Genomic DNA, 23,886 nt, shown 5'->3' with positions numbered 1-23,886 from the left:
AAAGCTTGAAATACTGTCCCGCGGCCGCCCAGATAAGGTGGCGCAGGATCATCGATGACGAACAGCCGGCCCCAACCCCAGAGCGAACTCTCCCAGCTCGACATTCCCTTCATGGGGCGCTGGCATTACTCGCGCGCCGAGATCATCGCCGACGGCATTGTCCACGCCGTGGGCATCGTGCTGGCGATCGCTGCCGGCTCGACGCTGCTGGCACTGGCCGCCTATCGAACCGGCCCCGGCGAATACGTCGCCGCCGCCTTCTATGTAGTCTCGCTGCTCACCGTGCTGTCGGTTTCGCTGGCCTACAATGTCTGGCCGGTGTCGTCGCCGGCAAAATGGATATTGCGGCGCTTCGACCATGCCGCGATCTATCTGCTGATCGCTGCCACCTACACGCCTTTCCTGGCGCAGCTCGGCGGCTCGCCGCTGGCCGTTTCCATGATCGTGCTGGTCTGGACCGCCGCGGCGGTCGGCATCGCCATCAAGGTCTTTCTTCCCGGCCGTTTCGACCGGCTGGCGATCGTCTTCTACCTAGCCATCGGCTGGAGCGGTATCGTTCTGGTGGAGCCGCTCGTGCGGACGCTGCCGGCGACTTCGATCGCGCTCATCGTTGCCGGCGGCATCGTCTACTCCTGTGGCGTGATCTTCTTCGCCTGGAAGGGCCTGCGTTTCCACAATGCGCTGTGGCATGGCTTTGTCGTCACCGGCGCCGGCCTGCATCTGGCCGCCATGGTCGACTGCCTGGTCATCAACCGGCTTTGACCTCCGGTCGCGGACAGTGGCAATATTGCCAAGCGCCATTCAATTTCGTCACAATTCCGTTTAGAGTCGCAAACACAAATTGATCGGCGGCGACGGCATCGGAAACGGGGCACGGATGACTCTTCTCAGATCCTTCGGCATGGGCAGGCGCTCCGACGTTCTGATCTACGATCCGCACAAATTGTCGAGCCCGCAGGTGTTTCTGCTGACCATGGTGATCTTTCTGTTCATCGTGGCCTTTATCGCCGCCATCCTGACGCGCCAGATCTCGACCGCCTTCGTCACCAATCCCGGCCTCAACGGCCTGATCATCGGCGTGCTGGCGGTCGGCATCCTGCTGGCCTTCGTCCAGGTCGGCCGGCTGTTCCGCGAGGTGCGCTGGGTCAACTCGTTCCGCGCCGGCTCCGAAACCACCGAACCGGTGCTGCTGGCGCCGATGAAGGCGATGATCGGCCGCTCCTCGACGATTGCCTTCTCGACCAGTTCGATGCGCACCATGCTGGATTCGATCGCCACCCGGCTCGACGAAAGCCGCGACACGTCGCGCTATCTTGTCGGACTGCTGGTGTTCCTCGGCCTGCTCGGCACCTTCTGGGGCCTGCTCAACACGATCGGCTCGATCCGCGAAACCATCGAGTCGCTCGATCCCGGCACCGGCGATGCCGCGGCCGTGCTCGAATCCCTGAAGCAGGGGCTTTCCGCTCCGTTGGCCGGCATGGGCACCGCCTTCTCGTCCTCTCTGTTCGGCCTCTCCGGCTCGCTGGTGCTCGGCTTCCTCGACCTGCAGGCCGGCCGCGCCCAGACGCGCTTCTATACCGAACTCGAAAACTGGCTGTCCTCGGTCACCGACCTGTCCTCCGACATCGTCGTTGCCGACACGGCCAAGACCGAACCCTCCGAGGAAATCCGGCTGTTGTCGGAAAAGCTGCGCACTCTGCAGGAGAATGGCGGCGGCTCCAATCCGCGCGTCGCCACCGCCATGGCCAATCTCGCCGACGGCATTTCCGGCCTGGTCAAGAACATGCGCTCGGAACAGCAGATCATGCGCGACTGGGTCGAGGCCCAGTCGGACGAGCAGAAGGCGATGCGCAACACCCTGGAGAAGATCGCCGACGCCTTGAAGAAGCCTGGAGTGCATTGACGTGGCGTTGGCACGAGGCCGGCGCTCCGACCGCCGCATCGATTACTGGCCGGGGTTCGTCGATGCGCTGTCGACGCTGTTGTTGGCGATCATGTTCCTGCTGACTGTTTTCGTGCTGGCGCAGTTCCTGCTCGGCCGCGAGATCTCCGGCAAGGACACGGTGCTCAACCGCCTCAATTCGCAGATCAACGAGTTGACCCAGCTTCTGGCGCTGGAGCGCTCGACGACGCAGGACAAGGAGGACACCCTTGCCAATTTGCAGGCATCGCTGTCTGCATCGGAGGCGGAAAAGAGCCGGCTCGAGCAATTGCTGGCGCAAGGCGCCGGTGCCGGCGATGCCGCCAACCAGCGCGCGACGGCACTTTCCGGCGAGCTCGACAGCCAGCGCCAGATCAGCCAGCAGGCGCTGAGCCAGGTCGAGATCCTCAACCAGCAGATTTCGGCGCTGCGCAGGCAGATCGCAGCGCTCGAACAAGCGCTCGACGTGTCCGAAACGCGCGACCGCGAATCCAACACCAAGATCGCCGATCTCGGCCGCCGCCTCAATGTCGCACTGGCGCAACGCGTGCAGGAGCTAAACCGCTACCGCTCCGATTTCTTCGGCCGCTTGCGTGAAATTCTTGCCGACCGCGAGAACATCCGCATCGTCGGCGACCGCTTCGTCTTCCAGTCGGAAGTGCTTTTCCCGACCGGCTCCGAGGTGATCAACGATGCCGGCAAGCTCGAGATGAAGAAGCTTGCCGATGCCATCATCGAATTGCAAAAGGAAATCCCGCCGGAGATCAACTGGGTGCTGCGCGTCGATGGCCACACCGACAACAAGCCGCTCTCCGGTACCGGCCGCTACCGCGACAATTGGGAATTGTCGACGGCGCGCTCGACATCGGTGGTCAAGTTCCTGATCGAGAACGGCGTGCCGGCCAACCGGCTGGTCGCGGCCGGCTTCGGCGAATTCCAGCCGCTCGACCCCGCCGATTCCGAAGAGGCGCGCAACAAGAACCGCCGCATCGAGTTGAAGCTGACCGAGCGGTGATCTGCAAGCCTTTGGCTTGTATCATGCGCCAGGTCGAGCCGGCTCAAGTCGGCGGCATTTAGGGCACTGGTACGGCAGCGGCAAGAACTGAAAAAATTACCTTTTTTTAATTACACTTTGCCGCCATGGCCTTTTAGCCTTGGTCATGGGCCGAGAACCGCCGGCGGTGGAACCGCTCATCGCGACGCGACGGAACCTGACGGCCCGCGGCCGGAAGGCAGGACCCTCCCAACCACCGCCTTCCCCAGTAAAGGAGACGCAACCATGCGCTTCTTCGCTCCCAGGAATCTCAGGACTGCTACGCTCGCCACACTTCTCCTCGCCGTTCCGTTTGCTGGCGCTTACGCCGGCCCGCGTGAGACGGCCTTGATCAATCAGATCCAGAGCGTGGAGGCGGGTATCCAGGGCGCCATCCGGGCGAACAAGCTCGAGCCGGGCGAGGCACGTGACTTGCGCACGCAGGTCGCTCAGCTCGATCGGGCCGCCCAGAGGGCCGCTCGCCGTGGAACGATGCCGAGCACGCAATATCAGCAGTTGATGGCGCAGCTCGACGATATCAGCCAAAAGCTGCGCGCTGACACCGGCAGTGCCTTCCTCATCGGCAACGGCGCCGATGGCGGATACTATCCCAACGGCTATGGCCCAACTTATCCAGGCGGCTGAAATCGGCCGCAATGCCCGGCGCTGTGGCAATTGATTTGCCCATAATCCTTTTCCAGCTTTCGGTTCAGGGATCATGCGCTAGTCCAACGCCGGCGCGATCAGCGCCAGTACTGCCGGCACTGTCTCGATGAAGAGGATTTTGCGGCCGCCGTTGCCGCGCCGTAAAGGCCGGCGACGGCGACGCAGAGCAGGAAGAAGACTACTGAAAACCGGCTTCGCCGAGGTAAAGCCCCAGATCAGGCCGGCTGCGAGAAAGCCGTTGTAAAGCCCCTGATTGGCAGCAAGCACTTTCGAGGCCCCTGGCGAATTCCGGCGTCAGCCTGAATACCATATGGCCGCGCGGCGTGTCCCACAGCACCATCTCCAGATAGACGATGCAGAGGTGGATCACGGCCACCAGCCCGACCAGCACATTGGCGATCATGTTTCGTCTCCCCATCGCGGTCTGCCGCCGCGGATGACATTGATCACGCACGCCACCGCTTCCGCGAGATGCTTTTCGGCCGTTGCAGCCGGCAGTCAATGCGTCGATCGCGGACGGCTTCGGGGTTGCCAATAGCTTTGCATTGGTATCTTTTCCCGCCGTCAAATCAGCGGAACCCACAATGTCCTTTCAAAAACTCGACGACCTCGGCCACAAGCTCGAAGCGCTGGAACACGCCCTCGCCATCCTCGGCGCCGACGAGGCGACCCATATGGCGGTCGGCGGCGGCGAGAAGCGCGCAGAGGCAATGTCGGCGCTTGCCGGCATGCACCATGCCCGGGCGACTGCGCCGGAGATTGCCGACTGGATCGCGGCGGCCGAGCAGGAAGCGCTGAACGAAGAGCAGCAGGCCGCGGTCAGGGAATTCCGCCGGCAACACACCAACCTGACCTGCCTGCCGGTCGAGTTCGTCGAGCGCCAGACGACCGCGCGGATGCGCTCCGAGCAGCTCTGGCGCGACCTGCGCGCCAAGAACGACTGGGCCGGCTTCCTGCCGGCGCTGGAAGGCGTCGTGGCGCTGGTCCGCGAGGAGGCGGCCCTTCGCGCCGAGGTGCTCGGGCTCGAGCCTTACGACGCGCTGATGGAGCAATATGATCCGGGCAATCGCACCGCCGACGTCACGCCTGTGTTTGCCGAGTTGAAGACCTTCCTGAAAGGTTTCGTGCCGGAGGCACTGGCCGTGCAGGAAGAGCGGCTGGCGAAACATCCGCTGAAGCCGCTTTCCGGCAGCTACCCCTTGGACAAACAGCGCGAGCTCGGCCTCGCCATGATGGCGGCAGTCGGCTTCGACCTCACCCACGGCTCGCTGTCGGTTTCGCACCATCCGTTCTGCGGCGGCGTGCCGAGCGACGTGCGCATCACCACCCGCTACAAGACCTCGGATTTCCTGTCGGCGCTGATGGGCGTGCTGCACGAGACCGGCCATGCGCTGTACGAGCAGAATCTGCCGAAGGCGTGGGCGCACTGGCCGCTCGGCAGAGCGCGCGGTATGGCGGTGCATGAAAGCCAGAGCCTGTTCGTCGAAAAGCAGATCGGCCGCAATCCAGAATTCTGGCGCTGGGCGCTGCCGGTGGTCGAAAGACACCTCGGCGAGCGCTGGAGGATCGACGACATCCTGCCGCATGTGCACCGGGTCGAGCGCGGCCTGATCCGCGTCGATGCCGACGAGGTCACCTATCCGCTGCACGTCATCCTGCGTTACGAGCTGGAGCAGGAGCTTGTCTCGGGACGGCTGGAAGCAGCCGACCTGCCCGAAGCCTGGGATGCCAAGATGCGCGATTATCTCGGCCTGTCGACATCAGACAATCCGGCTGATGGTCCGATGCAGGACGTCCACTGGCCGGGTGCCGCCTTCGGCTATTTCCCCTCCTACACGCTGGGCGCCATGATGGCGGCGCAGCAATGGGCGGCGCTGACCAGGGATCATCCTTCAGCCGACGAAGACCTCGCCAAGGGAGATTTCGCCGCGATCAACGACTGGCGCCGCAAAAGGATCTGGTCGCAAGGCTCGCGCTGGTCGACGCCAGAACTGCTCGAACGCGCTACCGGCGAAAAGCTCAATGCCGTGCATTTCACCGATCACCTGAAGAAGCGGTACGGGAACTGAGCCGCTTCGTCTATTCCAGGTTCTTGCCGCGGTGACTGCAGAAATCCGCGAAACTGGCCTTTACTTTGGTGGGAAAGCCTCTGAAAAAGGAGTTCTTCCAAGTTGGGCGAGCGTAGATGTCTGTCTGTTACAGTTTTCATAGGATGAAGTCTTTCTGGCCCCGCTTGGTATTTTTCATCTTATTGATCGGCCTGAGTTCTCCGGCCATGGCCGACGACATGGTTCTCAAGGGGCCGGCAGAAAGCTGGGTAAAGCAGCTTGATATTCCGGCTGCCGATCCCACCCGATCGGATCAAATCAAGAATGGCGTTTCATGGCTGCTCTCGGACGACCAGATCACGCATCGCGCCGGCGGCTATGTCGAGTACTCGCGCACCGTCTATAAAATCGTCGACCGTCCCGGCCTGGATCGTGGCGCGAGTATCGATCTGCAGTTCGATCCGTCCCGGCACAAGGTCACGCTCAACCATCTTCACATCATCCGCGATGGCGCCGTTTTGGACCGGCTGGAAGGTGTCGAATTCGACATCTTCCGCAGGGAAAGAGACGCCGAGAAGGGTGTCTTCGACGGCTGGCTGACAGCACATGTCAACATCGATGATGTGCGCACCGGCGACATCGTCGACTACGGGTCGACCTATGAGATAACGCCGCTGGTCGGCAAGGACCTTTTCTTCAAGAATTTCTCCACCGAATGGGAAGAGCCGGTAGCGCTTATCCGCACAAGCATCATTTGGCCTTCGGACCAGCCGCTCCAGATCAAGACACGGGGAACCCGACTCAAGCCCTCAATCTCCCCGACTGGACCGGACACCACCTATCTATGGGAGATTCCAAACCCGAAACCGGTCAATGTCGAGGACAACCTGCCCGTGACCTATCCAGGCTGGGGCTCCATCGATGTCGCGTCTACCGCGAATTGGCAAAGTGTGGTCGATGCCGTTGCGCCCTATTACAAGCCAGCGACCGTTTTTCCCCCGGCTTTTGCCGCAAAGCTCGACGACATCGCTCTGCGGCATCCGGTGCCCGAAGACCGGATGGTCGAGGCAATGCGGCTGGTGCAGGACCAGATCCGCTATGTAAGCCTGTCGATGGGTGCCGGTTCCTACGTTCCGCGTGATCCCGCGACGGTCATCCTGAGCGGGTTCGGTGACTGCAAGGACAAGGCCCTGCTGCTGGTTTCGTCGCTTGTGCGGCTTGGCATTGCTGCCGAGGTCGCCTTGGCCGATCTCGACGAGGGACGGGCCCTGGACCAGCATCTGCCGGCGCTCCGCGATTTCGACCATGCCATCGTCAAGGCAAGGATCGGAGCAAAGACATATTGGCTGGACGCCACGAACTATCTTCAGGGCGGCGGGGCGCACAATCTCGCACAGCCCGACTACGGCTTCGCGCTGCCGCTTTCCAGCACCGGCGGGTTGGAGAAGATGCCGAGCCCTGTGCTTACCAGCCCATCGATCCAGATCGCCGAGGAATTCGACTTTCCGCGGAGACCGGGCGATCCCCTCGTGCTGACGGTCTTCTCGACATATGAGGACGCCGATGCCGATTGGATGCGCGGCAATTTCGCCAGCCGGTCGCTGAGCGAGGTGTCGGACGCCTACCTGAAATACTACAACAAGCAATATCCGGGCATCCAAACCATCGCCAAGCCGGAAATCGTGGATCGCCGCGACGGCAACATAGTGAGCGTGAAGGAAAGTTATCGCTTGCCGGCGGAAGCGCTGACGGCCAACGATCTGGCAAAGAATTTCCCGATCCGCGCGGCCGATCTCGGCAACAACTCTCCTCCAACCCCGACAATCGTCGACCGAACCGGGCCCGTCTCCCTCGGCCCCCAGTTCTACCGCCGCCACAAGGTGACCGTGCGCAACCTCAAGGCGAGGTTTTCCGGCGAGTCGATGAAAAACGTCGTGACGCCCTATCTGTCTCTCAAGGCATCCTGGTCCAACACGCCCACCGAATTTCAAGTTGAATGGAACTTTGAGACGCTGGCGACTGAAGTACCGGCCAAGGCGATTGCCGATTATCTGAAAATCGTCGATGACCTCGCAGACCAGGTTCGCTGGCAGTACGATTTTACCTATGAAGAGCCGCCTGCCGATGTGCAGCTCAGCGATCCGGCAAAGGAGCAGCGACAGACCGTCGCCAGCATGCTTTTGTTGTCGTTGCTTGTCGGCGTTCCCCTGTTCATCGCCTATCGACGCGGCAAACGCCGAGCTTTCGGTAGCTGAAGAATCTCGGCCGCCGCGGGGCACCATGATCCCGAAAAGTGGATGCCGGTTTTCGGAAAAGATCATGGTCAAACAAGAAGATGGAGCCTTATCCCGATTTCATCGGGATGGAGCGATGCTACTCGGCCGCGCCCCTGAAAGCACTCGCCCCGGTGTCGAACTGCAGCTTGGCCAGCCGCGCATAGATGCCGCCCTTGGCGACCAGGCTCTGATGCGTGCCTTCCTCGACGATGCGGCCGCCATCCATGACCAGGATGCGATCGGCCTTCAGCACGGTGGCCAGCCGATGGGCGATGACGATCGTGGTGCGGCCCTTCATCAGCCGGTCCAGCGCCGTCTGCACCAGCGTCTCGCTTTCGGCATCTAGCGCCGAGGTCGCCTCGTCGAGCAGCAGGACGGGCGCATCGCGCAAAATGGCGCGGGCGATCGCCACGCGCTGGCGCTGGCCGCCCGACAGCGTCACGCCGCGCTCGCCGACCTGGCTGTCATAGCCCTTTTCGAGTTTCAGGATGAACTCGTCGGCAAGCGCGTCCTTCGCCGCCGCCTCGATCTCGGCCTGGCTGGCGCCAGGCCGGCCAAAGCCGATATTGTCGCGCGCGCTTGCGGCAAAGATGGTGACGTCCTGCGGCACGATGGCGATGCGCGCGCGGATCGCCGCCGGATCGGCCTCGCGCAGATCGACCCCGTCGATGATGATCCCGCCGGACTCCGGATCGTAGAAGCGCAGAAGCAGCGAAAACACGGTGCTCTTGCCGGCGCCCGAGGGTCCGACGATCGCGACCGTCTCGCCGGGTTTGACCTGAAAGCTCAGGCCATGGACGGCGGCGCGGTCGGGCCGGGCCGGATAGGAGAAGGAGACATCGTCGAAGCTGATGGCACCTCTCGCCTTTGCCGGCAGCGGCTTCGGATCGGCGGGCGCCTGGATCGCGGGTTTCTCGGCCAGGATCTCGGTCAGCCGTTCGGCAGCGCCCGCTGCCTGGGAAAGTTCGCCCCAGACCTCCGACAGGGCGCCGAGCGCGCCGGCGGCGAACACCGAATAGAGCAGGAATTGACCGAGCGTGCCCGGCGACAGCGTGCCGTCGAGCACGTCGCGCGAACCGAACCACAGCACCGCCACGACTGACGAAAAGATCATGAAGATGGCGAAGAAGGTGAGAAAGGAGCGGGCAAAGATCGAGGCCCGCGCCGCTTCGAACGCTGCTTCCACGGCGGACGAAAAATATCTGGTTACAAGCTTCTCGTTGGTGAAGGCCTGCAGGGTGCGCACCGCGCCGATCTGCTCGCTGGCATAGGCGGTGGCATTGGCAAGCGTATCCTGCGCCAGCCGTGACTTGCGCCGCACCGAGCGGCCGAAGGCGACCAGCGGCAGCACGATCAGCGGAATGGCCGCGATGACCAGGCCGGACAGTTTTGGGCTGGTGAAGACCATCATCGCCACGGCGCCAAGGCCGAGGATGACGTTGCGCAAAGCCACCGAGGCGGTAGCACCGACGGCCGATTTGACCTGTGTCGTGTCGGCGGCGAGCCGCGAGACGATCTCGCCCGACTGGGCCGTGTCGAAAAAGGATGGCGACAGTGTTGTGACGTGGGCAAAGACATCGCGGCGGATATCGGCAACGACGCGCTCGCCGAGCGTGATGACGAAATAGTAGCGGCTGGCCGACGCCGCCGCCAGAACGGCGGCCATCACCACCAGCATGGCGAAATATTCGGCAATGAAGCTGGAATCGGAAGCGGAAAAACCGTGGTCGATCATCCGCCGCACGGCCAGCGGCAGCGCCAGCGTCGTCGCCGCAGCGACGGCCAGCGAGACGATCGCGCCGATGACCATTTTGCGGTAATGCGTAATGTAGGGAAACAGGCGCTGCAGCGGCCTCAGCGAGCGCCTGCGCTCGTCTGCATCGCCGCTGATGTTCGCCATGACCGTTTCCTTTGGCCCTTTGAGGCTTGCGCCATCAATATGCGCTTGCCGCGGCCTTGTGATTCAATTCCGGCTGATGTATAGGCTCGCCGACCGTTTTAGAAGCCGTGGCTCCTCAATAGCTGCGGCTTCGAGTTTTAAAAAGGGGCGCATCGACGCAGGCTTCAGCCCGTCGGCAGCACCCGGCAAGCCAGGAACAGACCCATGAAGACCGATATCCATCCCGACTACCACACCATCAAGGTCGTCATGACCGACGGCACCGAATACATGACCCGTTCGACCTGGGGCAAGGAAGGCGATACGATGAACCTCGATATCGACCCCACCACCCATCCGGCCTGGACCGGCGGCCAGCAGACCCTGCTCGACCGCGGTGGCCGCCTGTCGAAGTTCAAGAAGCGTTTCGAAGGCTTCGGCCTCTAAGCCGCATTGGCATTTCGCAGATCGAGAAACCCGCCTTCGTGGCGGGTTTTTTGTTGGGAAAATACGGCCCTACTCGCCGAGCAACTCGCGCAGGGCCATCCGCTTGTAGGCCGCGACCAGCCTGTCGCCTTCTTGCCGCCCGACCGAGATCGCCAGCCGCATTGCGGCCTCGCCCATCTGCCAGATGAGAAACGCCGTCGTTTCGAGCGCTTCCGGATCGGCGGATGGCCGCAGCCGTTTCAGCACGGCTGTAAGGAATTCGGCGTTGGCCCGGCTGTCGGCAAGCTCGAGTTCGCGCAGCGCCTTGTCGGCCTGCGTGCCCGACCAGATGTCGCGCATCACCGGCTCCGCCAGGAACATTCCGTAGTAGATATCCACCAGTTCCGAAAATGCCCGGCGCAGGCCTTCGGCGTCATTGACCTCGGCTAGCGCTGCCGCAATGCAGGCCTGGCTTTCGGCGGTGTAGCGTTCGGCCAGCGCCCAGATGATCGCCCTCTTGTCGGGGAAGAACTGGTAGAGCGAGCCAATCGACACGCCGGCCCTCTCGGCCACCTCGCCCATGCGCATGGCGTCGCTGCCTTGCTCGGCGATCAACGCCGAGGCGGCGGCCAGCATGCGCTCGACCCGCTCGCGGCTGCGCTGCTGGCTCGGCGCCCGGCGCGGCGATGCGATCTGCTCGTTGCGGGAACCCGGTGCAGCGGTGCCTTCCATGACTGTCTCCAGAAAAATGGCTTGACTGAGAAAATACGAGGGTTTATCACGTTTTGCAAATGTGAGGATCATTCATATTTTTAGACGACACACCAATCGAACTGCTCGAATCTGAAGCCGGAGGAACTGACATGATCATGAAACTGCTTCCCACCCTCACCTTCGTCGCTGCCATTGGCTCAGGCGTTGTCGGCGGCGTTTTCTTCGCCTTCTCCAACTTTATCATGCCGGCGCTCGCCCGCTTGCCTGCCGGAGGCGGCATCGCCGCCATGAATTCGATCAACATCACCGTGATTACGCCGGCATTCATGACCGCGCTTTTCGGCACCGGGCTGGTCTGTCTTGTCCTTGCCGCCGGCGCTCTTATCGGCTGGAGCCAACCGGGTTCGTTCTGGCTCCTCGCCGGCGCCCTGATCTACCTCGTCGGCAACCCAATCGTGACGATGATGTTCAACGTGCCGCTTAACAACGCCCTGGCCGCGGTCGATCCGGCAAGCGCCAACGGCGCCGCGGTATGGGCCACCTATCTCAGGGACTGGGTGATGTGGAACCATGTCCGCACCATCACCGCCATCGTGGCGCTGGGCTGCTTCATCTTCGCATGGCGGTGAATGCAGGACGGAAGTCCTAAAAGGCCGTCAGGCAGGGTCTTTTGACTTATGGCCCTTGCGGTCGGCATGGCCCAGATCGCGATCCGGATCGATGACGTCGCGAACCAGTTGCTTGAGCTTTGCGGCGTCGGGAAAACCGCCGTCACGCTTGCGGTCCCAGACCAGCGTATCATTGCAGGAAATGGTGAAGATGCCGCCGGTGCCGGGCACCAGCGTCACTTCGCCCAGATCGGTGCCGAAGGTCGACAGCAGCTCCTGCGCCATCCAGCCGGCCCTGAGCAGCCACAGGCACTGCGTGCAATAGGTGATGCGGACTGTGGGCAGCGCGTGTTGGATCATGCCGCGCTGAGCTTTGCCAAGGTCTCCTCGTCGACCTCGAAATTGGCGTAGACGCTCTGCACGTCGTCGTCGTCCTCGAGCGTCGCAACCAGCTTCATCAGCGATTGTGCCCGCTCCTCGTCGACCGCGATATTGGTCTGCGGCTTCCAGATCGGCTTCACCGATTCAGCCTCTCCGAGCGCGCCCTCCAGCGCCTTCGACACTTCGCCGAGATTCTCGAAAGCGCAGTAGATCGTGTGGCCGTCCTCGTCCGACTGGACGTCGTCGGCGCCGGCCTCGATCGCCGCGTCCATCACCTTCTCGGCGCTGCCGGCCGATGCCGGATAGTAGATCTCGCCGACGCGGTCCCACATGAACGATACCGAGCCGGTCTCGCCCATCGCCCCGCCCGCCTTGGTGAAGGCAGCGCGCACATTCGACGCCGAGCGGTTGCGGTTGTCGGTCAGCGCCTCGACGATCAGCGCGACGCCGCCTGGCCCGTAACCCTCGTAGCGCACGGCTTCGTAGGTCTCGGCATCGCCCATCGACGCCTTGTTGATGGCGCGCTGGATATTGTCCTTCGGCATCGACACCGCCTTAGCGTTCTGCACCGCAAGGCGCAGGCGCGGGTTCATCGATGGATCGGGCGTGCCGCTCTTGGCGGCGACGGTGATTTCGCGCGCCAGCTTGGAAAACATTTTCGACCGCACCGCATCCTGGCGGCCCTTGCGGTGCATGATGTTCTTGAACTGTGAATGGCCAGCCATGGCACCCCTGTCATCTTCTCGGCTAGAGCATCTGCCGCCTGGTGAACCACCCGGCATCTTGCAAAATGCTCGAATTCAAAATTTCAGAACCTCCTGCTGCGTCCCTGACGGACGGACGGCGCTCGCTGTCGGAATGGCCGGCTTATAGATAAATCGGCTCAATTCGTCCAGCCGCGCCATTGCTGCCGGCACGCAAGGGTTTCAAGATCCGAAAATCGGCAGGCTTCGGCAAACCTTTCATCCCTCAAGATCGGATTTCAGCCGGTCGAGGATGCTGATCGCGTGCGTGGCATATTGACTGATCCAGCGGTCGTGGATGTGCTTGATCGGCAGCGCGTTGAGATGGTTCCAGCGTTCGCGCCCCTCGCGCCGCGCCACGACCAGGTCGGCCTCCTCCAGCACCTTCAGGTGCAGCATGACCGTGCAGCGGTCCATGTCGGGGAAGGCATCGCACAACATGCCGGTGGTCTGCGGCGCATCCTTCAGCCGGTCGAGCAACGCACGCCGGCGCGGATGCGCCAGCGCCTTGAAAACATTGTCGTCCCGCGATTGGCTTGACATGTTATATTTCTATAACATATCATTGAGCCATTCAAGGAAGGAGCTGTGGATATGTCTCTTGGATTCAGGGTTTCTGGCCGCATCGGCAAACCCGTCGCCGAAGTCTTCGATGCGGTCGTCAATCCGAAGAAACTTAGCGGCTACTTCACCACGATCGGCGGCGCCAGCGCACTGCTGGTGGCGGGCGCCACCGTCATCTGGTGGGGCAAGGTTCCCGTCGAGGTCGACGAGGTGAAGAAAGACAGCCGCATCGTGCTGCGCTGGGATGCCACCGACGCCGACGGCAAGCCAGCCTACAAGACTCGCATCGAGATGAATTTCGAGCCGCTCGACGATGGCGGCACCTTCGTCACCATCGCCGAAACCGGCTGGCACGAGGACGCGGTCGGCCTGAAGAAATCCTACCTCAATTGCGAGGGCTGGTCGCAGATGCTGGCCTGCATGAAGGCCTATGTCGAATACGGCATCAATCTGCGCGACGGCTATTACCGCAGCGAGATGAAGGGCGAGCCGGCCAACCAGAACAACATCTGAGAGCAAATGGAGTAAGAATGTCCGCGAAGATCACCGGCGGCATCAACATCGCGATGAAGGTCCCGCCGCATCAATACCAGGCAACGGTCGCCTTCTATCGCGACGTCATCGGCCTGAAGCCATTCACCGCCAAGCCGCCGGCCGTCGGCTTCGAACTCGGTCCCAATCGGCTGTGGATCGACGAGGCGCCGATGATGAGCCAGGCCGAGATCTGGCTGGAACTGTTCACCGATGACTTTCCGGCCGCTGCGGAGCATCTCGCCGAGGCCGGTGTCGTGCGCTGCGATGCCATCGAGGCACTGGGTGAAGGCTTTCGCGGCGGCTGGATCACCAACCCGACCAACATCATTCACCTGGTGCGCGAACCCGATGCCTGGTGAACAGGGCGGCGCCGTGGAAAGGAGGATGAAATGGAAATCCGCGAAACACCGACCGCCGAAGCCGGCATGCTGATAAGGCGGCCGGTCGCCGACGTATTCGAAGCCTTCGTCGATCCGGCGATCACGACGAAGTTCTGGTTCACCCATGGCAGCAACAGGCTGGACAGCGGCAACAAAGTTCGCTGGGAATGGCGCATGTATGGCGTCTCGACGACGGTCAATGTCAGTGAGATCGTCGATAACAAGAAGATCGTCATGCAATGGAGCGATCCGCCGACTACGGTGGTCTGGACTTTCGAGGAGATGCCGGGCAACACGACCTTTGTCGAGGTCCGCAATTTCGGCTTTGCCGGCAGCCCTGACGAGCAGGTCAAGCAGGCGATCGGCTCGACCGGCGGTTTTGCGCTGGTGCTCGCCGGCGCCAAGGCGTGGCTGGAGCAAGGCGTGATGCTCGGCCTGATCGGCGACCGCCACCCGAAGGACGTTCCAGCAAATTAAGTAACGGCGAGCCAAGATCGGCTGGCAACAGACCGCGAATGCTCAGGAACGCCGCTTTTCCTGCTCTAGCACATGACGGCGGAGCACGCGGTTGATCTCCGTTTGATAGCCACCGCCTTCGACATGCTCCTTGAACCAGGACAGCACATCAGCGTCAAGCCGAATGGTCACCGGCTGCTTTAGTGGCCGGTAGAGGTGCCCTCGGCGAGCATGAACCCAATTCTCGGCCGAAGTTTCCGGAATGTCGGACGTGTCAATTTCGCTGTCAGGCAAATCTGCCAAATTGGCGAGCTGGTTGCGCTGATCTTGGCTAAGTTCCTTCCTGCTCATAGCGCCTCCATTCATGCGGCGTTGCTTTCCGGACACCGACAATCCGAATTCGTTCCTCATCTTCGAGATCGGGATAAGTGTGAACAACGAGCAGTACCACCAGCCCTCATCCCGATCGCATGCCACCTTTGCTCGCCATCTTCAAACCGGTCAGGCACAATCAGATGAAGCGGATCCTTGAAGACATCTTTGGCGAGATCGAACGCAACACCATGCTTCGCACGGTTGCGCTTGGCCTTCTCGGGATCCCATCCAAATCGCAATATAGCGGCACCGTTATTTACAAAATTGTACGCACAATTCTGTAAGAGTCAAGTCAATGCCCGCCCCCGCCCTTTGCCTTCTTCCGCCGCCGCGCCAGCATGTTGAGCCCTTCGACCAGTGCCGAAAAACCCATGGCGGCGTAGATGTAGCCTTTCGGCACGTGGTAACCCATGCCGTCGGCGATCAGCGTCATGCCGATCATCAGCAGGAAGCCGAGGGCCAGCATGACGATGCTGGGGTTCCTGGCGATGAAATCGGCCAGCGGCCCGGCCGCCAGCATCATCACGCTCACCGCCACGATCACCGCGATGTACATGATCGCGATTTCGTCGGTCATGCCGACGGCGGTGATGATCGAGTCGATCGAGAAGACGAGGTCGAGCAGCAATATCTGGAAAATCGCGCCGGCCAGCGAAAGCTGCAGCGTCTCGCCCATCATGGTGTCTTGGTGATCATCGAGATCAACCGTGTGGTGGATCTCCTTGGTCGCCTTCCAGACGAGAAACAGGCCGCCGGCGATCAGGATCAGGTCGCGCCATGAAAAGCCGTGGCCGAAGGCGGTGAATATCGGCGTCGTCAGTTGGACGATGATCGAGATGGTGGCCAGCAGGATCAGCCGCATCACCAGCGCGGCGGATATGCCGAGCCGCCGGGCGCGGGCCCGCTGCGCTACCGGCAATTTGTTGGTCAGGATCGAGATGAAGATCAGATTGTCGATGCCGAGCACGACCTCCAGCACGACCAGCGTCAGCAGCGCGATCCATGCCGTCGGGTCGGAGACAAAGGCGAAATGCGGCGCCAGGAATTCGACTAGCTGCATGGAGGTCGTCCCCTCTACGATCTAGAGCAGTTTCGCCGGCAATTGGGTACTGCAAGCGTCCATATCAATGTCACGACCAGAAGGATGGCGCCGTTTCCTCCAGCCGCGGGCCGCGGCGAAACGGCGCGATCCGTTCGGTCAGGCCGCTACGGTCGGAAATGTCGACGCCGACGCCGCACAATGTCGCCGGTCCGGTCGACGCCTCGAAGCGGCCTTTCGGCACCTTGGACAGGAACCGGTTGAGCGGCTCCTCCTTGTCCATGCCGAGCGAGGAATCGTAATCGCCGCACATGCCGGCATCGGAAATATAACCGGTGCCGCCATTGAGGATCTGGTGATCGCCGGTCGGCTGATGCGTGTGGGTGCCGACAACAAGGCTGGCACGGCCGTCGACAAAGTGGGCGAAACACATTTTTTCCGAGGTCGCCTCGGCATGGAAATCGATGACGATCGCATCGGCCTGCTCACCAAGCGGACAAGCGGCAAGTTCGCGCTCGCCGGCCTGGAACGGATCGTCGAGCTCGGGATGCATGAACACCCGGCCCATGATGTTGGCGACCAGCACGCGCGCGCCGTTCCTGGCGATGTAGACGCCTGAGCCGCGCCCCGGCGTACCCTTGGGGAAATTGGACGGACGCAGGAAGCGCTCTTCGCGCGGCGCGAAAATCAGCGCATCGCGCTGGTCCCAGACATGGTTGCCGGTGGTGACGACATCGGCGCCGGCCGAGATCGTCTCGCGAAAAATTTCCTCGGTGATGCCGAAGCCGCCGGCGGCGTTCTCGCCATTGACGATGACGAAGTCGAGTTTGAAATCCGAGATCAGGCCGGGCAGTTGTTCCCACACCGCCGTACGTCCTGTCTTGCCGACCATGTCGCCGAGGAAGAGAAGTCTCATATAAGCGTGATCCCAAACCGAAGGTCAGCGAAGCAAAAAGCTGCATGACTTTCGGAAAAGACCATGCGTCCAGGAACTTATCTACAATTTCGGCGCGAACCGGCGCAACCCGCTCTCGGTGAGTATTTCCGGAATGATCACGTCATGCGGCTCGTCCGGCACCAGGGCCACCTCCTGGCAGTCGAAGGCAATGCCGATCAGCCGCGGCTGCTGTCCCTTGTCGGCCAGCCGCGCGATCGCCCGGTCGTAATAGCCGGCGCCGTAACCGATGCGGTGGCCGCGCGCATCGAAGGCGGCAAGCGGCACCAGCATCATTTGGGGATCGAGCACCTCGGCTTCCTCATGCGGCCCGACGGTGCCGAAGCCCATGTCGATCATCGGCGCGCCGCGCACCAGTTCGCGAAAAACGATGGTGGTCTTGTTGAGGATGGCCGGCAGGCAGAGTCTTGCCCCCTTTTCGCGCAAGGCAAACATCAGCGGCCGGACGTCGACTTCCGAGCGCATCGGCCAGAAGCCTGAGACGATCTGGGCCGGCTCGACGGTGATCCGGTCGCGCGCCGTCTCGGCCATTTCGAGTGCTGCCTCCACCCGCCAGAAAGGATCGAGCGCGTCGCGGCGCCCGAGGGCTTGGTTGCGGAGAGTTTTTTTCAGGTCTTTTGGGGATGTCATGCGCCGACGTTAGAAAAGGTCAGATTTGGATGGAGTTTTACGAGCGACGTTTTGGAGGAGCGGGGCGAACTTTCGTTCGTGAGAGCACCGCACAAAGCGGCGCGACGACAAGATCCGCCAGACATTGCCTTTTCGACAGGTGACGATCCACACAACCGGTGGAGAGAGCGATCCCGGGAACCTACAAAGTAGGTGGGCGCCGTATGAGAAAACCCACGGGTCTTCCCAGGGACAGCTCCCTAGGGATCATTAAGGCCCCGGGGAAAATGTTCTCCTGCCGGGAAGCGCAGACCGTCTCCGCCAATATAGGCAGACGGCAGACCAAGCGCCAGAGAGACGACATGTTTCGAGTCTTAAATCGACGCAGAACCGCTCGACGAGGGTCGCGCCGGCAAGATCCCCGCTTTGCCAGCAGCGCCTTGCACAGCGAAGGCCGCCTCCTTAGGGTCGCGCGATGAACCCGGGAGCAAAAATGCGTTTTGAAGGCACGGCAGCCTATGTCGCCGACAAGGATCTGATGGTGGCGGTCAACGCGGCGATCGCGCTCGAGCGGCCGTTGCTGGTCAAGGGCGAGCCCGGTACCGGCAAGACCGAACTTGCCCGCCAGGTGGCGGCGGCGCTCGGCCTCGATCTGATCGAATGGCACGTCAAATCGACCACGCGGGCGCAGCAGGGCCTCTATGAATATGATGCCGTCTCGCGGCTGCGCGACAGCCAGCTCGGCGACGAGCGCTTCAACGACATCCGCAATTACATCAAGCGCGGCAAGCTGTGGGACGCCTTTGCTGCCGGCAAGAAAGTCGTGCTTCTGATCGACGAGATCGACAAGGCCGATATCGAGTTCCCCAACGATCTGTTGCAGGAACTGGATCGGATGGAGTTCTTCGTCTACGAGACCGGCGAGACCATCCGTGCCACAGTCCGGCCGATCGTCATCATCACCTCCAACAACGAAAAAGAGCTGCCGGACGCCTTCCTGCGCCGCTGCTTCTTCCACTACATCCGCTTTCCCGACGTCGAGACGCTGCACAAAATCGTCGACGTGCACTATCCCGGCATCAAGCAGAACCTGGTGCGCGCCGCACTCACGCAATTCTATGAAATCCGTGACGTGCCGGGCCTCAAGAAGAAGCCGTCGACCTCCGAGGCACTCGACTGGATCCGCCTGCTGGTCGCCGACGAGATCGCGCCCGAGGACCTGCGCGCCGACCCGAAGAACGTGCTGCCCAAGCTGCACGGCGCCTTGCTGAAGAACGAACAGGACGTGCATCTGTTCGAGCGCCTGGCCTTCATGGCGAGACGGCAGGGATGAGGGGCCGGTCGGCCGGAAGCCCACGAAGTCACCGGACAGCGCTTTCCCGGTGCTGGACCGTTGCCTCTAGCCGGGCACGGAGGCAGCTTCAGGTTGCCGACTTCAGAGGGAAACGAAATGACCGAGATCACCATCCGCCCATTGGCGCAATCTCACCACGCCGATTGGCGGCGTCTTTGGACCGCCTATCTCACCTTCTACGAAACCAAGCTGCCGGAAGAGGTTTACGCCGTCACCTGGAAGCGGCTGTTCACGGCGGGCGAGTTCGAGCCGAAAGGCTTCATCGCCACCCTCGACGGCAAGGCCGTCGGCCTGACGCACTATCTCTACCATCGCTCCTGCTGGTCGCAGATAAACAACTGCTATCTGCAGGACCTGTTCGCCGACCCCGATGTACGCGGCAAGGGCGTCGGCGCCGCCCTGATCGAAGCGGTCAAGCAGGAAGCCGGCAAGGTCGGCGTCAAGAACGTCTACTGGATGACCCACGAGACCAACGCCACCGCACGCAAGCTCTACGACCACGTGGCGCGGCGGACCGGCTTCATCGAATACGATCTGCTATGATGAAGCCAACGATTGAAATAATCACCTGTGCGCAATATATTGCGCATGATCAGGGGCGACAGTGCCGCTGATCGAGACCAACACGCGCAAGATTGTCACGAGGCTTTTACGTGACGGCTGGGTGAACGTAGGCGGCGGCAAACACGAGAAGTACGAGCATCCGGAAAGGCCGGAGATCATGATTATCGTGCCGCGGCATCGCGAACAATCTCTGGGTGTTGCGCGGTCGATCGCCCGGCTTGCTGGATGGATTTAAGGACGAATCATGACGCACTATGTCGGAATTCTTGACGGCGCAGATGAAGTCTGGGGAGTGCGGGTGCCTGATCTTCCCGGATGTCACGGCGGTGGCGCAAGTCCCGAAGAGGCGATAGCCGATGCGACTTCTGCCGTTCGCGAATGGGCAGAGACACGAATGGCGAAGAACTTGCCCTTGCCCGCGGCGCGCACTGTGGCAGATCTGCTCCGACTGGGCGAAGTCGATAGCGCTGCCGGTGAATCCGCCGTGATGATCCCTGTGCTGATCGATTCCGGACGGCCTGTCCGGGCCAATCTGTCGCTCGACGCAGGTCTTTTGGCAGCAATCGACGAAGAAGCGGGTCGGCGTGGTCTGACGCGTTCCGCCTTTATCGCCAGCGCCGCACGGGAGAAGATCGAGGGACACAGATAAAGTCGGACCATGTTCATCCCCTTCTTCCTCGAACTGAAGGCAGCGCGGGTTCCGGTCTCGCTCCGCGAATATCTGTCGCTGCTGGAGGGGCTGGAGGCCGGGCTGGTCGACTATGATGTCGAGGGCTTTTACTATCTTGCCCGCGCCGCTCTGGTGAAGGACGAGCGCCACATCGACCGCTTCGACCAGGTCTTTTCGCACATCTTCAAAGGTGTCGAGGCGCTGGCTGGCGAAAAGCCGGTCGATGTCGCAAACATCCCGGAGGAATGGCTGCGGAGGCTCGCCGAAAAGCACCTGACCGACGAGGAGAAAAAGCTGATCGAGGCGCTGGGCGGCTTCGGAAAGCTTATGGAGACGCTGAAGAAGCGGTTGGAGGAGCAAAACGGCCGGCATCAGGGCGGTTCGAAATGGATCGGCACCGGCGGCACCTCGCCCTTCGGCGCCTATGGCTACAATCCCGAAGGCGTGCGCATCGGCCAGCACGAAAGCCGCAACCGCCGCGCGGTAAAAGTCTGGGACAAACGCGAGTTCAGGAATTTCGATGACGCCGTCGAACTCGGCACCCGCAACATCAAGGTCGCGCTGAAGCGCTTGCGCCGCTGGGTGCGCGAAGGCGCCGAACAGGAATTCGACCTGCCCGGCACCATCCACGCCACCGCCGAGCACGGTTATCTTGACGTTAAGACACAACCCGAACGTCGCAATGCCGTGAAGCTGCTGATGTTCTTCGATGTCGGCGGCTCGATGGACGACCATGTCAGGAGTGTCGAGGAGCTGTTTTCGGCCGCCCGCGCCGAGTTCCGCCAGCTCGAATATTTCTATTTCCACAACTGCCTCTACGAGGGCGTGTGGAAGGACAATCGCCGCCGCCATGCCGAGGTGATTCCGACCTTCGATCTCCTCCATAAATATGGCCCCGACTACAAGGTGATCGTCGTCGGCGACGCCTCGATGAGCCCCTATGAGATCGCTCAACCCGGCGGCTCGGTCGAGCATTGGAACAAGGAGGCCGGCGCCGTCTGGCTCGGCAGGCTGCTGCAGCAATGGCCGAACGCCATTTGGCTCAATCCGGAAGACGCGAAGAACTGGGGTTTTACCCATTCGATTGCCATGATCCGCGATATTTTTGGCGGCCGCATGTTTCCGCTGACGCTCGCCGGCCTCGAAGCCGCGACGAAGCAACTTTCAAGGAAGCACTGAATGGATCCACGCAAAACAGGACGGTCGACCTGTTTCCTTTGCCTGCAATGCGGTGTCCAGTTCGCGGCGACAGCGACGCCGCCGCGACATTGCCCGATCTGCGAGGACGAGCGGCAATATGTGCGCTGGGAAGGTCAGGCCTGGACCACGCCGGAAGAGCTCGCCGCCGGCCATCGGGTCGTGATCAAGGATGATGCCGGCGTGCTCGCCTTCGGCATCGAGCCACGCTTCGCTATCGGCCAGCGCGCATTGCTGGCGCAAACGCCGCACGGCAATGTGCTGTGGGACTGCATCTCGATGGTCAGCGACGAGGCGGTGGCCGAGATCAACCGCCGGGGCGGCCTGACCGCCATCGCCATTTCGCACTGCCATTATTATTCGGCAATGGTCGAATGGAGCGGGGCGTTTGGCGGCGTGCCGATTTATCTGCACGCCGATGATCGTCAGTGGATCATGCGGCCGCATCCGGCAATCATCAGTTGGGAAGGCGAGATGCGCGCCATAAACCCGTCGCTGACGCTCATCCGCTGCGGCGGCCACTTTGCCGGTGGCCAGGTACTGCACTGGAAGCGCGACCGCGGCAATGCCATCCTGGCCGGCGACATCCTGCAGGTGACGCCGACCCGCCGTCATGTCAGCTTCATGTACAGCTATCCGAACTATATCCCGCTCAACGCGACGAAAGTGCTCGGCATCAAGGCCGCGCTGGAGCCTTTCGCGTTCGACCATATCTACGGCGCATGGTGGAACCAGAACGTCATCGGAGATGCAAAGGCAGCATTTTCAGCATCGGTTGCGCGCTATCTCGCGGCCATCGCCTGAGGGATTCTTCGCAGCAGGACAGGAAATACGAGCAAACGCCGTAACAAATGCCTATTTCAGGCGAAGTTGCGAAGGCAACCCAAATAGCGACATAAGCTAAGAGGAAAAAATGGACAGCCACACCTACCCCGTTACCCGCACCGATGCCGAATGGCGCGCCCGGCTGACGCCTGAGCAATATGCGGTGATGCGCAACCACGGCACCGAGCGGCCGGGAAGCTGCGCCCTGCTGCACGAGAAGCGCGCCGGCACCTTCTCCTGCGTCGGCTGCGACCAGCCCTTGTTTGAATCCAAGCTGAAATTCGAGAGCGGCACCGGCTGGCCGAGCTTCAACGACCCAGTGCCGGGTTCGGTCGAGACCACCGTCGACCGCAGCTACGGCATGGTCCGCACCGAATGCCATTGCGCCCGCTGCGGCAGCCATCTCGGCCATGTCTTCGAGGACGGCCCGCCACCGACCGGTCTGCGCTATTGCATCAACGGCGTGGCGCTCAAATTCGAGCCGGCCGCCTGATCGTCAGGCCACAACCACCAGGATCAGCCACAACGTGGCGCCAAGAGTCATCAGCGAGGCCATGACGCCACTCGATTTTCCGGCAGTTCGCCAAACGGCAAAGGTCAGGAAGATATTGTAGGGAACCGGCGCGAAATGCACCGCCAGGACGAGCGCAAGCGGCAGCTTCAATCCTAGCAGAATGAGCGCCGCCACCGACGACGCGACGTTGATCGCTGTGCCGACAACGACCAGGTCGCGCCAGAACAGCCGATCGAGCGGCACGCCGCCGAACCAGCGTGAGCGGAAGAAAGCGGCAACGCGCGACATGATCGTCATCGATCGACCGGCTCCCTGGCTGCTCACCAGAGCAACCCTTCCACAAGGATTGCGTCTGGAAACCCTGCTTTATTCCTGACCCAGAACGTCGGCAATCGCGCGCTCGAAACGTGAGGCTTCCGTCACCAGCCAGTCGGTCATCGCCGGCCAATTGTCCTCGGCAAAACAATTCACCCGCCACATCGAATTGATGCCGAGGCCGTCGCAACTTTGTTCTGGCCTGAGCTTCAGCCTGTCTTCGATGGCCGGCTGGAACGGCTTCAACCGCGACCAGGCTTGCGTGGCACCGAACTTCTCGTTGCGGCCGAAGAAGACGCCGACATGATTGTGCGCAGGCGCGACATACATGGAAAGGACCAATGCGAAATCGGGCAGCCCACGCTGCCAGAACCACGGTCCGCGCCTCGCCAACAGAGCCCTTTCATCCGGATGCCGTTCCGCGAACAGCGTCCAGAAGCTGCGTTGGCGGAATTCAGAGGCGCGGCGGGCGCCAAAATCGAATTCGCTCATGGCTGGAATCCATGGTCAGAACCGCTTCTCCCGCGATCGTCTCCGGCGCCGAGGCCGGCCTTTACACCATGCCGAGCGCAGCCTTGTACAGATCGAGGATGGACTCCTCTTCCTGCCGCTCGGCCTGGTCCTTCTTGCGCAGCCGGATGATCGACCGCATCGCCTTGGTGTCGAATCCGGTGCCCTTGGCCTCGGCGAACACTTCCTTGATGTCGTCGGCAATCGTCTTCTTCTCTTCCTCGAGCCGCTCGATTCGTTCGATGAAGGCGCGCAGCTGGCCGGCGGCAACAGTCTGGCTGGTCTCGGTGATGTCGTCGGCCATATTCTTCTCTCCGCGTCGTTTCTCGC

The 23,886-nt window shown here is 61.9% G+C and carries 31 protein-coding genes, 1 other RNA gene and 1 pseudogene; 18 read left to right on the top strand and 15 right to left on the bottom strand.

Annotated elements, in window-relative coordinates; genetic code table 11:
- Positions 1–54: 54 nt before the first annotated feature.
- From trhA to NKH30_RS07650, 4 genes are all read left to right on the top strand, one after another.
- Complete coding sequence (trhA, locus tag NKH30_RS07665; RefSeq protein WP_023678018.1) at positions 55–762, top strand: PAQR family membrane homeostasis protein TrhA; 708 nt, start codon at positions 55–57, stop codon at positions 760–762.
- A gap of 115 nt (positions 763–877) precedes the next feature.
- Positions 878–1,903 (top strand): MotA/TolQ/ExbB proton channel family protein, encoded by a 1,026-nt coding sequence (locus NKH30_RS07660; RefSeq protein WP_352471212.1) that lies wholly within the window; start codon positions 878–880, stop codon positions 1,901–1,903.
- Between the two features lies 1 nt (position 1,904).
- A complete protein-coding gene (locus tag NKH30_RS07655; RefSeq protein ID WP_352768365.1) occupies positions 1,905–2,936 on the top strand; it encodes a peptidoglycan -binding protein in 1,032 nt (343 codons plus the stop codon).
- Between the two features lie 366 nt (positions 2,937–3,302).
- Positions 3,303–3,599, top strand: coding sequence for a hypothetical protein (locus NKH30_RS07650; protein ID WP_352768368.1), 297 nt, complete (start codon positions 3,303–3,305; stop codon positions 3,597–3,599).
- Positions 3,600–3,677: 78 nt separating this feature from the next.
- Here the strand turns inward: NKH30_RS07650 and NKH30_RS07645 are convergent.
- Positions 3,678–4,023: pseudogene (locus NKH30_RS07645) on the bottom strand (DUF1304 domain-containing protein).
- A 181-nt stretch (positions 4,024–4,204) separates the two neighbouring features.
- On the opposite strand from NKH30_RS07645, the gene NKH30_RS07640 reads away from it, so the two are divergent.
- The gene (locus tag NKH30_RS07640; protein WP_352994781.1) at positions 4,205–5,689 is read left to right on the top strand and encodes a carboxypeptidase M32; all 1,485 of its coding nucleotides are present in this window, start codon (positions 4,205–4,207) and stop codon (positions 5,687–5,689) included.
- Between the two features lie 206 nt (positions 5,690–5,895).
- Positions 5,896–7,923 (top strand): DUF3857 domain-containing protein, encoded by a 2,028-nt coding sequence (locus NKH30_RS07635; protein WP_352994778.1) that lies wholly within the window; start codon positions 5,896–5,898, stop codon positions 7,921–7,923.
- 118 nt (positions 7,924–8,041) lie between these two features.
- On the opposite strand, the gene NKH30_RS07630 is transcribed toward NKH30_RS07635, so the two are convergent.
- Positions 8,042–9,844, bottom strand: coding sequence for an ABC transporter transmembrane domain-containing protein (locus tag NKH30_RS07630; protein WP_352768380.1), 1,803 nt, complete (start codon positions 9,842–9,844; stop codon positions 8,042–8,044).
- Between the two features lie 204 nt (positions 9,845–10,048).
- On the opposite strand from NKH30_RS07630, the gene rpmE reads away from it, so the two are divergent.
- Complete coding sequence (gene rpmE / locus NKH30_RS07625; RefSeq protein ID WP_006327661.1) at positions 10,049–10,270, top strand: 50S ribosomal protein L31; 222 nt, start codon at positions 10,049–10,051, stop codon at positions 10,268–10,270.
- Between the two features lie 69 nt (positions 10,271–10,339).
- Here rpmE and NKH30_RS07620 read toward each other — a convergent pair whose 3' ends face one another.
- Positions 10,340–10,981: a TetR family transcriptional regulator gene (locus NKH30_RS07620; RefSeq protein ID WP_352768383.1), complete on the bottom strand. Its 642-nt coding sequence runs from the start codon at positions 10,979–10,981 to the stop codon at positions 10,340–10,342.
- Positions 10,982–11,112: 131 nt separating this feature from the next.
- Here NKH30_RS07620 and NKH30_RS07615 point away from each other — a divergent pair, with 131 nt between their 5' ends.
- Positions 11,113–11,592: an anthrone oxygenase family protein gene (locus tag NKH30_RS07615; protein WP_352471219.1), complete on the top strand. Its 480-nt coding sequence runs from the start codon at positions 11,113–11,115 to the stop codon at positions 11,590–11,592.
- Positions 11,593–11,619: 27 nt separating this feature from the next.
- On the opposite strand, the gene NKH30_RS07610 is transcribed toward NKH30_RS07615, so the two are convergent.
- The 3 genes from NKH30_RS07610 to NKH30_RS07600 form a co-directional block, all read right to left on the bottom strand.
- Complete coding sequence (locus NKH30_RS07610; RefSeq protein ID WP_352683337.1) at positions 11,620–11,931, bottom strand: Rdx family protein; 312 nt, start codon at positions 11,929–11,931, stop codon at positions 11,620–11,622.
- Positions 11,928–12,677, bottom strand: a complete 750-nt coding sequence (locus tag NKH30_RS07605; RefSeq protein ID WP_352540320.1) for a YebC/PmpR family DNA-binding transcriptional regulator — start codon at positions 12,675–12,677, stop codon at positions 11,928–11,930. The genes NKH30_RS07610 and NKH30_RS07605 overlap by 4 nt, the downstream gene beginning before the upstream one ends.
- Positions 12,678–12,914: 237 nt before the next feature.
- Entirely contained in the window at positions 12,915–13,238 is a 324-nt protein-coding gene (locus NKH30_RS07600; RefSeq protein WP_023678030.1) for an ArsR/SmtB family transcription factor, read from the bottom strand.
- 51 nt (positions 13,239–13,289) lie between these two features.
- Here NKH30_RS07600 and NKH30_RS07595 point away from each other — a divergent pair, with 51 nt between their 5' ends.
- The 3 genes from NKH30_RS07595 to NKH30_RS07585 are packed head-to-tail and all read left to right on the top strand — an operon-like array spanning position 13,290 to position 14,650.
- Positions 13,290–13,772, top strand: a complete 483-nt coding sequence (locus NKH30_RS07595; RefSeq protein WP_352613345.1) for an SRPBCC domain-containing protein — start codon at positions 13,290–13,292, stop codon at positions 13,770–13,772.
- A gap of 17 nt (positions 13,773–13,789) precedes the next feature.
- Complete coding sequence (locus NKH30_RS07590; RefSeq protein WP_352683335.1) at positions 13,790–14,152, top strand: VOC family protein; 363 nt, start codon at positions 13,790–13,792, stop codon at positions 14,150–14,152.
- Positions 14,153–14,182: 30 nt separating this feature from the next.
- Positions 14,183–14,650, top strand: a complete 468-nt coding sequence (locus NKH30_RS07585) for an SRPBCC family protein (protein ID WP_352768391.1) — start codon at positions 14,183–14,185, stop codon at positions 14,648–14,650.
- Between the two features lie 42 nt (positions 14,651–14,692).
- Here the strand turns inward: NKH30_RS07585 and NKH30_RS07580 are convergent, their stop codons facing one another.
- The 6 genes from NKH30_RS07580 to ssrS form a co-directional block, all read right to left on the bottom strand.
- On the bottom strand, positions 14,693–14,980 hold the full coding sequence (locus NKH30_RS07580) for a BrnA antitoxin family protein (RefSeq protein ID WP_352450852.1): 288 nt from the start codon (positions 14,978–14,980) through the stop codon (positions 14,693–14,695).
- Between the two features lie 56 nt (positions 14,981–15,036).
- Complete coding sequence (locus NKH30_RS07575) at positions 15,037–15,243, bottom strand: BrnT family toxin (RefSeq protein WP_352768394.1); 207 nt, start codon at positions 15,241–15,243, stop codon at positions 15,037–15,039.
- A gap of 53 nt (positions 15,244–15,296) precedes the next feature.
- On the bottom strand, positions 15,297–16,064 hold the full coding sequence (locus NKH30_RS07570; RefSeq protein ID WP_352768396.1) for a TerC family protein: 768 nt from the start codon (positions 16,062–16,064) through the stop codon (positions 15,297–15,299).
- A 70-nt stretch (positions 16,065–16,134) separates the two neighbouring features.
- Complete coding sequence (locus NKH30_RS07565) at positions 16,135–16,959, bottom strand: TIGR00282 family metallophosphoesterase (protein WP_023678036.1); 825 nt, start codon at positions 16,957–16,959, stop codon at positions 16,135–16,137.
- Positions 16,960–17,040: 81 nt separating this feature from the next.
- Positions 17,041–17,628 (bottom strand): 5-formyltetrahydrofolate cyclo-ligase, encoded by a 588-nt coding sequence (locus tag NKH30_RS07560; RefSeq protein WP_352450855.1) that lies wholly within the window; start codon positions 17,626–17,628, stop codon positions 17,041–17,043.
- 140 nt (positions 17,629–17,768) lie between these two features.
- A non-coding RNA gene (gene ssrS, locus NKH30_RS07555) (6S RNA) lies at positions 17,769–17,924 on the bottom strand.
- Positions 17,925–18,100: 176 nt separating this feature from the next.
- Between ssrS and NKH30_RS07550 the strand changes: the two genes are divergently transcribed.
- The 7 genes from NKH30_RS07550 (at position 18,101) to msrB (ending at position 22,710) form a co-directional block, all read left to right on the top strand.
- Positions 18,101–18,940 carry an AAA family ATPase gene (locus NKH30_RS07550; protein WP_352471229.1) on the top strand — a complete coding sequence of 280 codons (840 nt, stop codon included), beginning with the start codon at positions 18,101–18,103 and terminating at the stop codon, positions 18,938–18,940.
- Between the two features lie 117 nt (positions 18,941–19,057).
- A complete protein-coding gene (locus tag NKH30_RS07545; RefSeq protein WP_352768400.1) occupies positions 19,058–19,504 on the top strand; it encodes a GNAT family N-acetyltransferase in 447 nt (148 codons plus the stop codon).
- A gap of 61 nt (positions 19,505–19,565) precedes the next feature.
- Entirely contained in the window at positions 19,566–19,760 is a 195-nt protein-coding gene (locus NKH30_RS07540; protein WP_126104508.1) for a type II toxin-antitoxin system HicA family toxin, read from the top strand.
- A gap of 9 nt (positions 19,761–19,769) precedes the next feature.
- Positions 19,770–20,174, top strand: a complete 405-nt coding sequence (locus NKH30_RS07535) for a type II toxin-antitoxin system HicB family antitoxin (RefSeq protein ID WP_254816428.1) — start codon at positions 19,770–19,772, stop codon at positions 20,172–20,174.
- Between the two features lie 9 nt (positions 20,175–20,183).
- Complete coding sequence (locus NKH30_RS07530) at positions 20,184–21,374, top strand: vWA domain-containing protein (protein WP_352768403.1); 1,191 nt, start codon at positions 20,184–20,186, stop codon at positions 21,372–21,374.
- Positions 21,375–22,196, top strand: a complete 822-nt coding sequence (locus NKH30_RS07525) for an MBL fold metallo-hydrolase (RefSeq protein WP_352768406.1) — start codon at positions 21,375–21,377, stop codon at positions 22,194–22,196. It abuts the gene before it with no gap.
- A 109-nt stretch (positions 22,197–22,305) separates the two neighbouring features.
- Positions 22,306–22,710, top strand: coding sequence for a peptide-methionine (R)-S-oxide reductase MsrB (gene msrB, locus NKH30_RS07520; protein WP_027152870.1), 405 nt, complete (start codon positions 22,306–22,308; stop codon positions 22,708–22,710).
- A gap of 3 nt (positions 22,711–22,713) precedes the next feature.
- Here msrB and NKH30_RS07515 read toward each other — a convergent pair whose 3' ends face one another.
- The 3 genes from NKH30_RS07515 to NKH30_RS07505 all read right to left on the bottom strand — a co-directional run bounded on the left by NKH30_RS07515 (position 22,714) and on the right by NKH30_RS07505 (position 23,860).
- On the bottom strand, positions 22,714–23,028 hold the full coding sequence (locus NKH30_RS07515) for a hypothetical protein (protein WP_023678043.1): 315 nt from the start codon (positions 23,026–23,028) through the stop codon (positions 22,714–22,716).
- A 69-nt stretch (positions 23,029–23,097) separates the two neighbouring features.
- Positions 23,098–23,538, bottom strand: coding sequence for a hypothetical protein (locus tag NKH30_RS07510; RefSeq protein ID WP_352683328.1), 441 nt, complete (start codon positions 23,536–23,538; stop codon positions 23,098–23,100).
- Positions 23,539–23,599: 61 nt separating this feature from the next.
- A complete protein-coding gene (locus NKH30_RS07505) occupies positions 23,600–23,860 on the bottom strand; it encodes a DUF2312 domain-containing protein (protein WP_023719653.1) in 261 nt (86 codons plus the stop codon).
- Positions 23,861–23,886: the final 26 nt, after the last annotated feature.

The organism is Mesorhizobium sp. M1273 (genome assembly GCF_040318195.1).
Lineage (GTDB): Bacteria > Pseudomonadota > Alphaproteobacteria > Rhizobiales > Rhizobiaceae > Mesorhizobium.
This window is presented reverse-complemented; position numbering and strand designations above follow the sequence as displayed.

Excerpts from the sequence above, each read along its gene's own strand:
- trhA (WP_023678018.1), top strand. The coding sequence starts at position 55 with ATGACGAACAGCCGGCCCCAACCCCAGAGCGAACTCTCCCAGCTCGAC.
- NKH30_RS07660 (WP_352471212.1), top strand. The coding sequence starts at position 878 with ATGACTCTTCTCAGATCCTTCGGCATGGGCAGGCGCTCCGACGTTCTG.
- NKH30_RS07640 (WP_352994781.1), top strand. The coding sequence starts at position 4,205 with ATGTCCTTTCAAAAACTCGACGACCTCGGCCACAAGCTCGAAGCGCTG.
- NKH30_RS07635 (WP_352994778.1), top strand. The coding sequence starts at position 5,896 with ATGGCCGACGACATGGTTCTCAAGGGGCCGGCAGAAAGCTGGGTAAAG.
- NKH30_RS07630 (WP_352768380.1), bottom strand. The coding sequence starts at position 9,844 with ATGGCGAACATCAGCGGCGATGCAGACGAGCGCAGGCGCTCGCTGAGG.
- rpmE (WP_006327661.1), top strand. The coding sequence starts at position 10,049 with ATGAAGACCGATATCCATCCCGACTACCACACCATCAAGGTCGTCATG.
- NKH30_RS07620 (WP_352768383.1), bottom strand. The coding sequence starts at position 10,981 with ATGGAAGGCACCGCTGCACCGGGTTCCCGCAACGAGCAGATCGCATCG.
- NKH30_RS07615 (WP_352471219.1), top strand. The coding sequence starts at position 11,113 with ATGATCATGAAACTGCTTCCCACCCTCACCTTCGTCGCTGCCATTGGC.
- NKH30_RS07610 (WP_352683337.1), bottom strand. The coding sequence starts at position 11,931 with ATGATCCAACACGCGCTGCCCACAGTCCGCATCACCTATTGCACGCAG.
- NKH30_RS07605 (WP_352540320.1), bottom strand. The coding sequence starts at position 12,677 with ATGGCTGGCCATTCACAGTTCAAGAACATCATGCACCGCAAGGGCCGC.
- NKH30_RS07600 (WP_023678030.1), bottom strand. The coding sequence starts at position 13,238 with ATGTCAAGCCAATCGCGGGACGACAATGTTTTCAAGGCGCTGGCGCAT.
- NKH30_RS07595 (WP_352613345.1), top strand. The coding sequence starts at position 13,290 with ATGTCTCTTGGATTCAGGGTTTCTGGCCGCATCGGCAAACCCGTCGCC.
- NKH30_RS07590 (WP_352683335.1), top strand. The coding sequence starts at position 13,790 with ATGTCCGCGAAGATCACCGGCGGCATCAACATCGCGATGAAGGTCCCG.
- NKH30_RS07585 (WP_352768391.1), top strand. The coding sequence starts at position 14,183 with ATGGAAATCCGCGAAACACCGACCGCCGAAGCCGGCATGCTGATAAGG.
- NKH30_RS07580 (WP_352450852.1), bottom strand. The coding sequence starts at position 14,980 with ATGAGCAGGAAGGAACTTAGCCAAGATCAGCGCAACCAGCTCGCCAAT.
- NKH30_RS07570 (WP_352768396.1), bottom strand. The coding sequence starts at position 16,064 with ATGCAGCTAGTCGAATTCCTGGCGCCGCATTTCGCCTTTGTCTCCGAC.
- NKH30_RS07565 (WP_023678036.1), bottom strand. The coding sequence starts at position 16,959 with ATGAGACTTCTCTTCCTCGGCGACATGGTCGGCAAGACAGGACGTACG.
- NKH30_RS07560 (WP_352450855.1), bottom strand. The coding sequence starts at position 17,628 with ATGACATCCCCAAAAGACCTGAAAAAAACTCTCCGCAACCAAGCCCTC.
- NKH30_RS07550 (WP_352471229.1), top strand. The coding sequence starts at position 18,101 with ATGCGTTTTGAAGGCACGGCAGCCTATGTCGCCGACAAGGATCTGATG.
- NKH30_RS07545 (WP_352768400.1), top strand. The coding sequence starts at position 19,058 with ATGACCGAGATCACCATCCGCCCATTGGCGCAATCTCACCACGCCGAT.
- NKH30_RS07535 (WP_254816428.1), top strand. The coding sequence starts at position 19,770 with ATGACGCACTATGTCGGAATTCTTGACGGCGCAGATGAAGTCTGGGGA.
- NKH30_RS07530 (WP_352768403.1), top strand. The coding sequence starts at position 20,184 with ATGTTCATCCCCTTCTTCCTCGAACTGAAGGCAGCGCGGGTTCCGGTC.
- NKH30_RS07525 (WP_352768406.1), top strand. The coding sequence starts at position 21,375 with ATGGATCCACGCAAAACAGGACGGTCGACCTGTTTCCTTTGCCTGCAA.
- msrB (WP_027152870.1), top strand. The coding sequence starts at position 22,306 with ATGGACAGCCACACCTACCCCGTTACCCGCACCGATGCCGAATGGCGC.
- NKH30_RS07515 (WP_023678043.1), bottom strand. The coding sequence starts at position 23,028 with ATGACGATCATGTCGCGCGTTGCCGCTTTCTTCCGCTCACGCTGGTTC.
- NKH30_RS07510 (WP_352683328.1), bottom strand. The coding sequence starts at position 23,538 with ATGAGCGAATTCGATTTTGGCGCCCGCCGCGCCTCTGAATTCCGCCAA.
- NKH30_RS07505 (WP_023719653.1), bottom strand. The coding sequence starts at position 23,860 with ATGGCCGACGACATCACCGAGACCAGCCAGACTGTTGCCGCCGGCCAG.